The 14,124-nt window shown below is 73.1% G+C and carries 10 protein-coding genes; 4 read left to right on the forward strand and 6 right to left on the reverse strand.

All coding sequences use genetic code 11. The features are described from left to right. Positions 1 to 7 precede the first annotated feature (7 nt). The 5 genes from KBX43_RS24925 to KBX43_RS24945 all read right to left on the reverse strand — a co-directional run bounded on the left by KBX43_RS24925 (position 8) and on the right by KBX43_RS24945 (position 8,425). Complete coding sequence (locus tag KBX43_RS24925) at positions 8 to 1,417, reverse strand: class II fumarate hydratase (protein WP_176722885.1); 1,410 nt, start codon at positions 1,415 to 1,417, stop codon at positions 8 to 10. 44 nt (positions 1,418 to 1,461) lie between these two features. Next, the gene (locus tag KBX43_RS24930) at positions 1,462 to 4,440 is read right to left on the reverse strand and encodes an AfsR/SARP family transcriptional regulator (RefSeq protein WP_043327939.1); all 2,979 of its coding nucleotides are present in this window, start codon (positions 4,438 to 4,440) and stop codon (positions 1,462 to 1,464) included. A 196-nt stretch (positions 4,441 to 4,636) separates the two neighbouring features. After that, positions 4,637 to 6,304: a fumarate hydratase gene (locus KBX43_RS24935; protein WP_030502831.1), complete on the reverse strand. Its 1,668-nt coding sequence runs from the start codon at positions 6,302 to 6,304 to the stop codon at positions 4,637 to 4,639. Positions 6,305 to 6,380: 76 nt separating this feature from the next. Continuing rightward, positions 6,381 to 7,781 carry a PQQ-binding-like beta-propeller repeat protein gene (locus KBX43_RS24940; protein ID WP_069089590.1) on the reverse strand — a complete coding sequence of 467 codons (1,401 nt, stop codon included), beginning with the start codon at positions 7,779 to 7,781 and terminating at the stop codon, positions 6,381 to 6,383. A 155-nt stretch (positions 7,782 to 7,936) separates the two neighbouring features. After that, positions 7,937 to 8,425 (reverse strand): Lrp/AsnC family transcriptional regulator, encoded by a 489-nt coding sequence (locus tag KBX43_RS24945; protein ID WP_013288920.1) that lies wholly within the window; start codon positions 8,423 to 8,425, stop codon positions 7,937 to 7,939. Positions 8,426 to 8,565: 140 nt separating this feature from the next. Between KBX43_RS24945 and hppD the strand changes: the two genes are divergently transcribed. From hppD to hisC, 4 genes are all read left to right on the forward strand, one after another. Beyond that, positions 8,566 to 9,771, forward strand: coding sequence for a 4-hydroxyphenylpyruvate dioxygenase (gene hppD / locus KBX43_RS24950; RefSeq protein ID WP_043327937.1), 1,206 nt, complete (start codon positions 8,566 to 8,568; stop codon positions 9,769 to 9,771). A gap of 10 nt (positions 9,772 to 9,781) precedes the next feature. Beyond that, positions 9,782 to 10,486 carry an RDD family protein gene (locus tag KBX43_RS31700; protein WP_210887380.1) on the forward strand — a complete coding sequence of 235 codons (705 nt, stop codon included), beginning with the start codon at positions 9,782 to 9,784 and terminating at the stop codon, positions 10,484 to 10,486. Between the two features lie 115 nt (positions 10,487 to 10,601). Next, on the forward strand, positions 10,602 to 11,639 hold the full coding sequence (locus tag KBX43_RS24960; RefSeq protein WP_113973566.1) for an RDD family protein: 1,038 nt from the start codon (positions 10,602 to 10,604) through the stop codon (positions 11,637 to 11,639). Then, positions 11,636 to 12,739, forward strand: a complete 1,104-nt coding sequence (gene hisC / locus KBX43_RS24965) for a histidinol-phosphate transaminase (RefSeq protein WP_043327934.1) — start codon at positions 11,636 to 11,638, stop codon at positions 12,737 to 12,739. Before KBX43_RS24960 ends, hisC begins: the two co-directional genes overlap by 4 nt. A gap of 106 nt (positions 12,740 to 12,845) precedes the next feature. Here the strand turns inward: hisC and KBX43_RS24970 are convergent, their stop codons facing one another. Continuing rightward, complete coding sequence (locus tag KBX43_RS24970) at positions 12,846 to 14,096, reverse strand: PQQ-binding-like beta-propeller repeat protein (protein ID WP_113973567.1); 1,251 nt, start codon at positions 14,094 to 14,096, stop codon at positions 12,846 to 12,848. Positions 14,097 to 14,124 lie beyond the last annotated feature (28 nt).

Genomic DNA, 14,124 nt, shown 5'->3' on the forward strand with positions numbered 1-14,124 from the left:
GCCGGCCTCAGGGGTGGGTCATCCGGAGCAGATCCAGCGCCTCGTCCAGCTGGGTCTCGGTGAGCTTGCCCGAGTCGACGTGACCCCGGGAGATCACCACCTCGCGGATGGACACCTGCTTGGCCAGCGCCTCCTTCGCGATCGAGGCGGCCTCGTCGTACCCGAGGTGGCGGTTGAGCGGGGTGACGATCGACGGCGAGCCCTCCGCGTACGCCAGGCAGACCTCGGCGTCCGCGACCAGGCCGGCCACCAGCCGCTCGGCGAACAGCCGGCTGGACGCGGCGATCAGCTTGATCGACTCCAGCAGGTTGCGGCCCATCACCGGGAGCATCACGTTCAGCTCGAAGTCGCCCTGCGACCCGGCGAACGCCACCGCCGCGTCGTTGCCGACCACCTGGGCGCAGACCTGCCGCATCGCCTCGGCCACCACCGGGTTCACCTTGCCGGGCATGATCGACGAGCCGGGCTGGAGGTCGGGGATGCGCAGCTCACGCAGGCCGGCGCGCGGGCCGGAACCCATCCAGCGCACGTCGTTGGCGATCTTGTAGAGACCGACCGCGACGGTACGGAGCTGGCCCGAGGTCTCCACCAGCGCGTCCCGGGCGCCCTGCGCCTCGAAGTGGTTGCGCGCCTCGGTCAACGGCAGCCCGGTGGACTCCCGCAGCTTGCCGATCACCCGCTCGGCGAACCCCAGCGGCGTGTTGATGCCGGTGCCCACGGCGGTGCCGCCCAGCGGCAGCTCGGCCAGCCGGGGCAACGCCGACTCCAGCCGCTCGACGCCGTAGCGGACCTGCGCCGCGTAGCCGCCGAACTCCTGCCCGAGCGTGACCGGCGTGGCGTCCATGAGGTGGGTACGCCCGGCCTTGACCACCGTCTCGAACTCGGCCGCCTTCTCCTCCAGCGCGCCCGCGAGCTGCTTCAACGACGGGATCAGGTCCTCCACCACGAACTGCGTGGCGGCCAGGTGGATCGAGGTGGGGAACACGTCGTTGCTGGACTGCGACGCGTTGACGTGGTCGTTCGGGTGCACGTCGCGGCCCAGCTCGCGGCTCGCGAGGGTGGCGATGACCTCGTTGGTGTTCATGTTGGACGACGTACCGGAGCCGGTCTGGAACACGTCCACCGGGAACTGGTCGTCGTAGCCGCCCTCGGCGACGTGCGCGGCGGCGGTGGCGATCGCCTGCGCCACGTCCGCGTCGATCACCCCCAGCTCACCGTTCACCAGTGCCGCCGCCCCCTTGATCTGCGCCAGGGCCTTGATCTGGGCCGGTTCCAGCCCGCGCCCCGAGATCGGGAAGTTCTGCACCGCGCGCTGGGTCTGCGCCCGCCACAGTGCCTCGGCGGGCACCTCCACCTCGCCCATCGAGTCGCGTTCGATCCGGTAGCCGGTCGCCTCTGGAGTCGTCACGCCTACCATCCTGCCGCGCCGCCGGTCGGAGTGCAGGGAAAGTGGCGGCCCCCTCAGCCCAGCTCGACCAGCAGCTTCTCGGTGTCCCGCTGGTCCGGCGTCTCGACCTGACGGAACAGCGCCAGCGCACGCCCGGCGTACCGGCGGGCCTGGTCCGGGTCGTCGTGGCGCAGGCATCGCGCGAGGCCGTCCAGGGCGCGGGCCTGCTCGTAGCGCAGGCCCAGCCGCTCGGCGTCGGCTAGCACCCGGCGGTGCAGGTCCAGCGCGCTGGCCACGTCACCCTGGTCGAAGATCGCCCGGGCCAGCAGGTTCCGGGAGGCGCACTGCCCGACCAGATCCCCGGCGTCGATCATGGCCACGAGGGCGTCCCGGTGCAGCGAGGCGGCCAGCTCCGGCCGGCCCTCCTCGCGCTCCATCATGCCCAGCTCGTTGAGCAGTTCGCCCTCGCCGTACCGGTTGCCCACCCGGCGCTTGAGCCTCAGGCCGACGCGCAGGAGCCGGCGCGCGGGCCCGTGCTCGCCGCGCCGGTGCCGCGCCATGCTGAGGTGCCCGATCGAGTTGCCGAGCTGCCGCAGGTCGCCGGCCTGCCGTGCGACAGCCATCTGGTTGCGGCACATCCGCACAGCCTCGTCGTACCGGCCGTGCGAGATCAGGGTGAACGAGAGGTTGTTCAGCAGGTTGGACAACCACGACGACTCGCCCGACCGGCGGGCGATCGCCGCGGACTCGGTCAGGAGTTCGATACCCCGCTGGTGCTGCCCGTCGACCGCGTACGCGGTGCCGAGGTTGCCCAGCACCTTGCGCAGCTCGCCCGGCCGGTCGAGCCTGCGGTAGATACCGACCACCGCCTCCAGCCGCCGGATGGCCTCGGCGAACCGCGCCCGGCGGTAGTCCGCCGAGGCGAGATAGTTGAGCATCGTCGCAACGGCCTCCTCGTCGCCCAGGCGCTCGGCGGCCCGCAGACCGATCTGATGCGTCTCGATCAGGTCGTCCAGGCGACCGCCGTAGAAGTTGCTGACCCAGGCGACCCGGGCGAACTGCCAGCTCTGCCGGAGAAAACCCTCGTTCTCCGCCAGCCGGACGAGCGCCGTCAGGGTCGAGCGGTTCTCCTCCAACCATGCTCGGCCGAGGCCGACAGTGGCTGCCACCAGGTCGGGCCGCGCCGGCTCCGGCAGGTCGAACAGGGACGGCTCGGCGCCCGTCTCCAGCGACCGCCCGATGGACGCGGTGACCTGAAGATGGAAGTCGATGAGACGGCCCACCGCCGCCCGCCGCTCGTCGGCGGTCTCGCGTCCGGCGCCGAGCGTGCGCGCGTACTCGCGGATCAGGTCGTGCAGCTGGTAGCGGCCCGGTTCCACCTCCTCGACGAGGTGCGCGTCGACAAGTTCGTCGAGCGCGTCCTGCGCCTGCGGCAGCAGCAGGTCGGCGAGCGCGGCCGGCACCCGGTTGTCGACACACTGACCCGGGTGCAGGCCCAGCAGGCGGAAGACCCGCTGCGCGAGCGGCGACACCTGCTCGTACGACAACGCGAAGGCGCCGGCCACCGACCGCTCTCCCGCGACCAGCTCGGCCAGCGGGTCGGACGCGCCGGCCAGCCGCTCCGCCAGGTCGGCCACCCGCCACCGCGGCCGGTGCGCGAGCCGGGCCCCGGCCAGCCGCAGGGCCAGCGGAAGGTGTCCGCAGCGGCGGGCCACCTCCATCGCCGCCTCGGGCTCGGCGGCCACCCTCTCCGCGCCGGCCACGCGGGCCAGCAGCTCGACCGCCTCGTCGGCGTCGAGTACCGGCAGCGAGGACGGGCGGCCCGAGTCCAGGCCGATCAGGCGACGACGGCTGGTGATCAGTATCAGGCAGTCCGGACCGTTGGGCAGCAGCGGTGCGACCTGGCCGGCGTCGGCCGCGTTGTCGAGCACCACCACGGCCCGACGCCCGGCCAGCTCGGAACGCCACATCGCCAGCCGGTCCGTCGGGTCGGCCGGCACCCGTTCAGCCGGCACGCCGAGCTGCCGGAGCAGGGTGGCGGCGGCCACTGTCGTACTGAGCGGGCTGCGGTCGCTGTGCCCGTGCAGGTCGATGAAGAGCTGCGCGTCGGGGAACCGGCCGGCCACAGCGGTCGCCACCTGCACGGCCAGCGTGGTCTTGCCGCTGCCCGCCATGCCGTCGACGAGCTGGACCCGGCTACCCTCCTCGACCTCCCGCACCAGCCGGGCCACTGTCTGCTGCCGCCCGGTGAAGTCGCTGATCGCGCGCGGCAGCGCCCGCACCGGCGCGGCAACCCGGCTCTCCGGGCCGCTCAGCGCCAGGTCGCCGGCGAGTATCCGCTGGTGCAGCTCCTGCAACGCGGCACCCGGCTCGATGCCCAGCTCCTCGGCGTAGATCCGCCGCCCTTCCCGGTAGACAGCCAGCGCGTCCGCGTGGCGGCCGACCGCCGACAGGGCCAGCATCAACTGCCCCCGCAACCGTTCCCGCAGCGGCTCGCGCTCGACCGCCTCGGTGAGCTCGTCGACCAGCTCGGGCGCCCGGCGCAGCCGCAACTCGATGTCGACGCAGTCCTCCAGCGCGGCGAGCCGCTGTTCGTCGAGCGCCTGCGCCCGCCGCCGCACGCTACGGGCGGGGATGCCGGCCAGCACCGGCCCACGCCACAACGCCAGCGCGTCCCGGTAGTTCTGACGCGCCTCGATCAGCCGGCCCGCTTCGGCGTTCCGGCGGGCCGCCTCCACACCGTTGGCGAACACCTCTGCGTCGAGGTCGCCCGGCTCGATCCGGATGCCGTATCCGGCCGGGTCGGTGACGATGGTCACGGTGGGCAGGCCGAGCGCCGCGAACCGCTGCCGCAGTCGAGACACGCAGATCTGGAGCTGGGTCCGCGCGGTCGCCGGGGGACGGTCCTCCCACACGGCGTCGATCAGGTCCTCGGTCGGCACCACCAGGCCCGGACGCAGCAGAAACATGGCGAGGACGATTCGATCTCGACCCGCGGTGACGGTGGCTTCACCGCCGCCGACCCGCAGGGGCCCCAAGATTCCGAACCGCACCGCGCTCCCCCGACCGCCGTATCAACCCTGCAGCAGCGTAGCCCGGCGGTCACCGAGCGCCGCGCCGAGGCGATAGCGATCCGATAGCGGCGGCGCACAGACTCGGTGCGGGTTGCCGATGACGGCATCCGACGGGGGCGGTGCGCCTGTCCGGTGGTCCGACCGGGCAGGCGCACCGATGTCTGTGCGTCTGAACTCAGCGGCGGCCGACGGTGAGCACCGGCTTGGTGACCTCGGCGAAGAAGTCGTTGCCCTTGTCGTCGACGACGATGAAGGCGGGGAAGTCCTCCACCTCGATCTTCCAGACCGCCTCCATGCCCAGCTCGGCGTATTCGAGCACCTCGACGTGCTTGATGCAGTCCTGGGCGAGGCGGGCGGCCGGGCCACCGATCGAGCCGAGGTAGAACCCGCCGTGGGCCTGGCAGGAGCGGGTGACCTGGGCGGACCGGTTGCCCTTGGCGAGCATCACCATCGAGCCGCCGGCCGCCTGGAACTTCTCCACGTACGCGTCCATCCGGCCGGCCGTGGTGGGGCCGAACGAGCCGGAGGCGTAGCCCTCGGGGGTCTTGGCCGGGCCGGCGTAGTAGACCGCGTGGTCGCGCAGGTACTGCGGCATCGGCTCGCCCGCGTCCAGCCGCTCGGCGATCTTCGCGTGCGCGATGTCCCGGGCCACGACCAGCGGGCCGGTCAGCGACAGCCGGGTCTTCACCGGGTACTTCGACAGCTCGGCCCGGATCTCGTCCATCGGCCGGTTCAGGTCGACGCGGACGACCTCCTCGGTCTCCAGCGTCTCGTCGGTCACGTCGGGCAGGTAGCGCGCCGGGTCGGTCTCCAGGCGTTCCAGCCAGACGCCGGACGGGGTGATCTTCGCCACCGCCTGCCGGTCCGCGGAGCAGGACACCGCGATCGCCACCGGGCAGGAGGCGCCGTGCCGGGGCAGCCGGACCACCCGTACGTCGTGGCAGAAGTAGCGGCCACCGAACTGCGCGCCGATGCCGAAGTTACGGGTCAGCTCCAGCACCTCGGCCTCCAGCTCCAGGTCGCGGAAGCCGTGCGCGCTCATCGAGCCCTCGGTGGGGAGCGCGTCGAGGTACTTCGCGGAGGCGTACTTGGCGGTCTTCAGCGCGTACTCCGCCGAGGTGCCGCCGATGACGATGGCCAGGTGGTACGGCGGGCAGGCCGCGGTGCCGATGAGCCGGAGCTTCTCCTCCAGGAACTGCATCATCCGCGTCGGGTTCAGCAGGGCCTTGGTCTCCTGGTAGAGGTAGGACTTGTTGGCCGAGCCGCCGCCCTTGGCCATGAAGAGGAACTTGTACGCGTCGGCGTGGCCGTCCGGGTCCTCGGCGTACAGCTCCACCTGGGCGGGCAGGTTGCTGCCGGTGTTCCGCTCGTCCCACATGGTCAGCGGGGCGAGCTGCGAGTAGCGCAGGTTCAGCCGGGTGTACGCCTGGTAGACGCCGCGCGAGATCGCCTCCGCGTCGGTGCCGTCGGTGAGCACGTGCCGCCCGCGCTTGCCCATCACGATCGCGGTGCCGGTGTCCTGACACATCGGCAGCACACCGCCGGCCGCGATGTTGGCGTTGCGCAGCAGGTCGAGCGCGACGAACCGGTCGTTCGGCGAGGCCGCCGGGTCGTCGATGATCGAGCGGAGCTGGGCCAGGTGGGCCGGGCGCAGGAAGTGGGCGATGTCGTGCATCGCCTCGGCCGTCAGCGCGGTGAGCGCGCCCGGATCGACGGTCAGGAACCGGCGTCCACCCGGGCCGTTGACGACGTCCACGCCCTCATCGGTGACCAGGCGGTATTCCGTCAGGTCGGGGCCGGTCGGCAGCAGGGGTGCGTACGAGAAGGCGGCGGCACTGCTCATGACCGAAAAGCCTAGGGCAGAGCCGTCGATCGGTGACACCCGCAGGTGGGGTCGCGGCCCGACCTCTCACCCGCTGTCACTTACCGTCGACGCAGAGTTCCCGCTTTGGGCCGCAACTGCCCTGGTCGCCGGGCGGCCGCCAGCTGCCCCCGGGGTTCGGCGCCACCGGCGCGTCGCCCTGCCCCGGCCCGGGCGCGCCGGTCGTGCCGGCGCCCCAGCGGACGTACCCGATCTCCCGGCCCTCACCGATGATCATGCCGTTGGGGCCGACCGCCAGCGCGTTCGCCGCGGTCCGCAGCTCGACCAGGACGCGGCCCTCGCGCGGCTCGACCGCGATCAGCCGAGACGGCTTCTCCTCGCTGATCAGCGCCGCGTACGGGGTGAGCGCGGCGCCGCTCTTACCGCCCGCCGGCCGGGTCCACCGGGTCCGGTCCGCCGACAGCTCCCGCCCCAGCAGCGACTCCTTGTCGGCGCTGCGCACTACGGCGTAGCGGTCGTCCACGGCGAGCAGCTTCTCACCGTCCGCGCCGACCTGGAGCAGACGGCCGTCGTACCCGTCGAGCACCGCCTCACGCCCGTCCGGGGCGACACCGATCAGGACGTTGCGCGCGCCCTGCGGGTCCTCCCGCTGTACGCAGCCGGCGTAGTCGGCCGTACGCAGGTTGATCCCGGTCCGACGCCACACCTGCTGACCCGTCGCCGGGTCGACTGCCGTGACGGTGTAGTAGCAGCTCCCGTCGCGGGAGGTGGCCGCGATCCGGAGCAGCCGGCCGCCGACCACCGCCAGCCGCTCCTCCCGGCCCGGCTCGACGTTCTGCAGCACCCGGCCGGTCGCGGTGTCCACCACGTGTACCCGGCCGTCGACCGGGAAGCCGAGCAGCGGCGGTACCGCCTCCGGCCCGGCCACCCCGCCGTCGATCCGGGTGGCGCCCAGCCGCCGCGTACCGAGCAGCTCCGGGTTGTCGGCGAGCACGCCGCTGTGCACGCCGGGCAGGAACGCGCTCCACAGCGGAGCGGTGCCGCGCGGCTCCCAGGCCCGCAACGTGCAGTCCGTGGCCCGCACGCAGTAGGCGTCCAGCAGCAGGTTCCGGTACGTCCAGACGGCGATCGCCCGATCGTCGCGACGCCGGGTCACGCCGCTGACTGGGTCGAGCACCTCGTACCCCTTGTCCAGCAGCTTGCCCACGGCGACGACCGGGTCCCGGTCGCCGCCCGCGACCGCCGACCAGTCGGCCTTGCGCTCCCAGAGCTGGCGGCCGTCGGCGAGGCTGCGCGCCTCGACGCGGGTGCGCTGCTCGACGATCACCGTGTCGCCGGCGATGGTGACGCTGCGCGGGGTGCCGCCGACGCGCTGCTGCCAGACCACGTCCGGCTCGGAGATCGGCTTGCTGCGGTCGACCCAGTCCCACAGCGCCGGGAACGGGTTCCAGACGCCTGTCGCGGCGAGTACGACCACGGTGACGAGCCCGAGCAGCAACCAGCCGCGTACCCCTAGGCCCTTCACACCGCACACGGTAGCGACGATCACCGGTCCCCCGGGTCGCGCGCGGGGCGTGTCGCAGCGCTTCTTGCCCGGGCAGGTGTTAATAAGGGGCCCTTCCACCTCCGCAGGCGTTAACAGGGGGCCCTTCCTTACCCCCGGGCGGCGGAGCGGACCAGCGGCAGCGTGCGGTACGGGATCTGCTCGGCCAGCGCGATGATGGTGGACGCGCGCCGGATCCCCTCGGAGGCGACGATCTGGTCGATGACCCGCTGGAGGTCGGTGTTCGACCGGGCGACGATGCGGCAGAGCAGGTCGCTGGAGCCGGTGATGGTGTGCGCCTCCAGCACCTCGGGAATCGCGGCCAGGTGCGCGGTGACCTGGTCGTGGCCGTGCCGCTGGCTGATCTCCAGCGTGACGAAGCTGGTCACCCCGAAGCCGATCGCGGCGGGCGTGATGTCCGGCCCGAACCCGGTCACCACGCCGCGGCCGACCAGCTTGTCCAGCCGGGCCTGAACCGTGCCGCGGGCCACGCCGAGCCGCCGGGAGCACTCCAGCACCCCGATCCGCGGTTCCTCCGCCAGCAGTTCGATCAAGCGCGCGTCCAGCTCGTCCAGCTGTACATCCTGACCAGTGTTCATGGTGTCCGACGGTACCGAATGCACAACCTGACCAGGAATAACGCCAACTGTTGCCCAACTCACCGTGCGCCGTAGATCCTCCCCGGAAGAGCACATCCACGGCGGCCCACGAGGCCGGCCGGTACGCGAGGGAGGCCACCATGACCCAGGCGATCGACCGACCCCAGTCGACCGAGGAGGTCGACGTCGACGCTCTCGTCGGCGCCGTCGACCACGACATCAGCCGCGACCCGTTCCCGGTCAAGGGCATGGACCACGTCCACTTCCTGGTCGGCAACGCCAAGCAGGCCGCGCACTACTACTCGACCGCGTTCGGCATGACCTGCGTGGCGTACCGGGGGCCGGAGCAGGGCTACCGCGACCACGCGCAGTACGTCCTGACCAGCGGTTCGGCCCGCTTCGTGCTGACCGGCGCGGTCCGCCCGGACGCCGACGGCGCCGAGCACGTGGCGAAGCACAGCGACGGCGTCTCCGACATCGCGCTGGAGGTGCCGGACGTGGACGCCGCGTACGCGCACGCCGTCGCGCAGGGCGCCACCGGCCTGGTCGAGCCGCACGACGTCAGCGACGAGCACGGCACCGTGCGGATGGCGTCCATCGCCGCGTACGGCGACACCCGGCACAGCCTGATCGACAGGTCCCGCTACACCGGCCCGTTCCTGCCCGGCTTCGTGGCCCGCGGCCCGATCGTGGACCGGCAGCCGATGATCGACGCCGGCCTCCAGCCGAAGCGCTTCTTCCAGGCCGTCGACCACGTGGTCGGCAACGTGGAGCTGGGCCGGATGGACGAGTGGGTCGAGTTCTACAAGCGCGTCATGGGCTTCTCGAACATGGCCGAGTTCATCGGCGACGACATCGCCACCGACTACTCGGCGCTGATGAGCAAGGTCGTCGCCAACGGCACCCGCAAGGTGAAGTTCCCGCTCAACGAGCCGGCCGTGGCCCGCAAGAAGTCGCAGATCGACGAGTACCTGGAGTTCTACCAGGGCCCCGGCGCCCAGCACATCGCGGTGGCCACCAACGACATCCTGGCCAGCGTGGACGCCATGCGCGCGGCGGGCGTCGAGTTCCTGGACACCCCGGACTCCTACTACGAGGACCCGGAGCTGCGCGCCCGCATCGGCAACGTCCGGGTGCCGATCGAGGAGCTGCAGTCCCGCAAGATCCTGGTCGACCGGGACGAGGACGGCTACCTGCTCCAGATCTTCACCAAGCCGGTGCAGGACCGTCCCACCGTCTTCTTCGAGCTGATCGAGCGGCACGGCTCCCTCGGCTTCGGCAAGGGCAACTTCAAGGCCCTGTTCGAGGCGATCGAGCGGGAGCAGGAGAAGCGCGGCAACCTGTAACACTGTCGGCGTGACCCAGCCTCCCCCGAACCCGACGCCGCCGCCTGCCGGGCCTGCACCCGCGGGCGGCGGCTTCGCGCCGCCCACCGGGCCCGCGGTGCCCGCGCAGCACGTTCCTCCGGGGTACGCCGGCCCGCCCGGCTACCCGCCGCCCGGTTACCCCCCACCGGGGTACGCCCCGAGGCCCCTCCCGCCCCCGGTGGCGCCGAACGGGCAGCCGCTGGCGAGCTTCGGTGACCGGCTGATCGCCTACCTGATCGACACCGCCGTCGCGATGGCGGTGACGATGGTGCTGTTCCTGCCGGTCTTCGCCCTCGTCTTCGTCCGGATGATCGACGAGATCGAGCAGGCGGGCCCGAACGGTCCCGACCCGGCCGAACTCTGGACCGGCGTGTTCCTGCCGCTGCTCGCCGCCGAGCTCGGGGTCCTGCTGCTGATGCTCGTCTTCTACTGGGTCTACCACGTCGAGTACGCCCGCCGGACCGGCCAGACGCTGGGCAAGAAGGTGATGAAGCTGCGGATCGTGCCGGTGCAGCCGGACGCCGCGCTGAGCCGGGGCATGCTCGGCAAGCGCTGGGCCGTCGAGTTCGCCGGCGGGATGTTCGTGCCGTTCCTCAACTACCTCGACGGTTTCTGGCAACTGTGGGACAAGCCCTGGCAGCAGTGCCTCCACGACAAGTTCGCCGGAACGGTCGTCGTTAAGGTTGGCCCGTGAGCGCGAGGAGTGAGCCGGGCCTGCGAGCCCCGCAGTCGCGAACTGAGGGGAGCACTGTGAGCGCGAGGAGTGAGCCGGGCCTGCGAGCCCCGCAGTCGGGAACAAGGACGGCGCTGTGAGCTTGGAACCTGGATGGTACGTCGACCCCGCCGACCCGGAGACCCGCCGCTGGTGGGACGGCGAGGGCTGGATCGGCGCGCCGATCCCGGTCGACGTCACCCCGCCCGACGGTCCACCGCCCGCCGAACCCGAGCCGGCCGCCGCCGCGACGCCCGGTGCCGGGACGGGTAGCGGGTCCGAGGTCGCCCCGTCGTCCGGCGCGCCCGCCCAGCCGGGCGGACCGTGGCCGGGCCAGCCGGGCCAACCGGGTCAGGCCGGCCCGTGGCCCGGACAGCCCGGTCCCTGGCCGGGACAGCCGGGGCAGCCGGGACAGCCCGGACAGCCGGGGCCGGGCGGCCCGTGGCCGCGGCAGCCCGGTCAGGCCGGGCCGGCGCCGCAGGGACCGCCGCCGGGCTGGCCGTACCCGCACTGGCCGGGCGCGCAGCCGATTCCGCGCCCGCACGGGCTGCCGCTCGCCTCGTACGGCGCGCGGCTGGTCGCCCGCCTGATCGACTTCGGCGTGGTGTTCCTGCTCAACGCGGTGGTGAACGGCTGGTTCGTCTGGCGCTACTTCGAGGCCGTCGCGCCGTACCTGCGTGAGTCGGTGCGCCGCGCGATGAACGGTGACACCTCCACCGAGGGGCTGCCCCAGATCGACGACCAGGCCGGTGGCCTCCAGATCGCCATCCTGGTGATCGCCACCGCGCTCTGGTACGCCTACGAGGTGCCGTCGATGGCGGCGCGCGGGCAGACGTTCGGCAAGCGGCTGATGGGCGTACGCGCGCTGCCGGTCGAGGCGGACCAGCCGCTCGGCTTCGGCCGGGCCACCCGGCGCTGGAGCACGCTCGGCCTGCCCACGCTGCTCTGGTACTGCTGCGGGCTCGGTCTGCTGCTGCAGCTCATCGACGCGGTCTCGCCCCTGTTCGACCAGCCGCTGCGCCAGGCCCTGCACGACAAGCGGGCGCAGACGGTGGTGGTCCAGCTTCCCCGTAAGCGGCCCGACCCCCGTACCACCCCGCGCGACCGCGCCGACACCCCGGGAGACACCCCATGACCGAGACCGGACGCCACCAGCCTCCGCTGCGGCTCACCCGCGCCGACCTGGACGCGTTGCCCAACTACGTGCCCGGCCGCAGCCCGGCCGACCTGGCGCGGGAGCTGGGTTTGCCCGAGGCGATCAAGCTGGCCAGCAACGAGGTGCCCTACGGCCCGCTGCCCGGCGTGGTGGAGGCGGTCGCCGAGGCGGTGGCGGGTTCGCACCGCTACCCGGACATGGGCGTGGTGGCGCTGCGTCAGGCGCTCGCCGAGCGGTACGGCGTGGACGCCGACCGGATCGCCACCGGCTGCGGCTCGGTGGCGCTGGCCGAGCACCTGGTCCGCGCCACCTGCCTGCCCGGTGACGAGCTGCTCTACTCGTGGCGCTCCTTCGAGGCGTACCCGATCATCGCGGCGACCAGCGGCGCGACCAGCGTGCGGGTGCCGAACGACGCCGGCCACGGTCACGACCTCACCGCGATGGCGGCGGCGGTGACCGACCGGACCCGGATGATCCTGGTCTGCAACCCGAACAACCCGACCGGTACGGCGGTGCGCCGGGCGGAGCTGGACCGCTTCCTCGACGCGGTGCCGGACGACGTGCTCGTGGTGATCGACGAGGCGTACCGGGAGTTCGTCACCGACCCGGAGGTGCCGGACGGCCTGACCTACCTGGACCGGCCGAACGTGGCGGTGCTGCGCACGCTGTCCAAGGCGTGGGGCCTGGCCGGCCTGCGGATCGGCTGGCTGGTCGCGGCGCCGGAGGTGGCCGCCGCCGTGCGCAAGGTGGTCACGCCGTTCTCCACCAGCATGGCCGCCCAGGCCGGCGCGCTGGCCGCGCTGGCGCAGGCCGACGAGGTGGAGCGGCGCTGCGCGCTGGTAGTGGCCGAGCGGGACCGGGTCACCGAGGCGCTGCGCAAGTTCGTCCCGGACGTGCCGGAGAGCCAGGCCAACTTCGTCTGGCTGCCGCTCGGCGAGCGGGCGGTGGAGTTCGGCCGGGCGTGCGAGGCGCGCGGCGTGATCGTCCGCCCGTTCCCGGGCGACGGCGTCCGGGTCACCATCGGCACCCCCGCCGAGAACGACGCGTTCCTGGCGGTGGCCGAGTCCGCCCTGGCCTGACCGGGGCGCGCCCGGGGCCGGTCCGTCAACCCCCTACGGACCGGCCCTGGGCGTCTCCTCCGACAACAATAGTGGCTTTTGTCCGTTTTGCAGGCCGAACCGCCGGTCAGGTGGCGGCGAGCAGCACCGGCTCGGCCATCAGGAAGTAGCCCTGGTCGTCGTCCTCCGGCGTGGCGCTCTCCCGCAGCCGTTCCACGGCGACGTAGCCGTCCACCGCGTACGCCCGGCCCGGCCGCCAGCCGATCCCGTCCCGCCCGACGTCGAGCACGAAACTGGACCGGGTCGCGCCGGTGAGCGGGTCGACGGTGACCAGCTCCCGCCGGTCGGTCAGCAGGTGCACCCGCCCCGGCTCGGTCGCGAGCACCCGGGCCGGGTGGATGTCCGCCCTGCGCCACAGCTCCGCGCCGGTACGCGCCGAACGCCCGACCACCACCGGGCCGGACGTGTCCACCACCCGCTCGCCGTCCAGCACCGTGTCCATCGCGTCCAGGCCCGGCGCGGCGCTCGGCTCGCCCGGGTCGGTCACCAGCCAGCCCTTGCCGCCCGCACCGCCCGGCCCGGCGGTGCGCAACCCGCGGCAGCCGGAGTGCCCGTGCGGGCAGCCGACCGGCGTGACCACGAGCTGATCCGGCGCGTCCGGGGGACGCCAGCGGGTCCGCACCGTGCCGGTCGCCGCGTCCCGCAGCTCGACCACGGGCGGCCCCTCGCAGCTGTCCACCCCGACCACTTCGCCGCTGGCTGTCGTACCCACGTCGGCCCGGCAGTCGCGGGGCAGGTCGGCGCGCCAGAGCCGGCGCCCGTCGGCGAGGTCGTACCCGCCGACCCCGCCGGGACCCGCCGACACCAGCACGGATCGGCCGGCGGCACGAGCGACGTGCAGCCCGGCCGGGTCCCAGACCGTGCCGGCGTAGGTCCGCCTCGGCTCCGGCACCGGCCCCGGCTCCGGGCCGTCGGCCCGCCAGGCGACCCGTCCGGTACGCGCGTCCAGTGCCACCAGCTTCCCGTCGGACCAGCGGCTGACCACCGTGGTGTCCTGGGCGAGCACCCCGGTCAACGTGGCCGGCCAGCGACGGTACGACCAGAACGGGGTGACCCGGTGCCGCCCGGTGACCGGCTGGTCCGCGTACACCTGACGGGCGCCCGCGTAGACGCGCAGCCGGCCGTCGACGACGAGCGGCGCCACCGGCAGCCGCCCGATCACCCCGGCGGTCGGCGCGGGCGCCGCCGGGTACGGCTCCCGGGCGACGGTCTCGACCTCGGCCGGCGCCAGCACCCGGACCACCACGGCGACCGTCGCCGCGACGGCGAGTACCGCCACCAGCGCCACCACGGCCCGCCGCCTCGCGGCCTTCGCCATCCGTCACCTCCGACCCGGCACCCTACCG

This window comes from Micromonospora sp. C41, assembly GCF_018070485.1.
Lineage (GTDB): Bacteria > Actinomycetota > Actinomycetes > Mycobacteriales > Micromonosporaceae > Micromonospora > Micromonospora chalcea.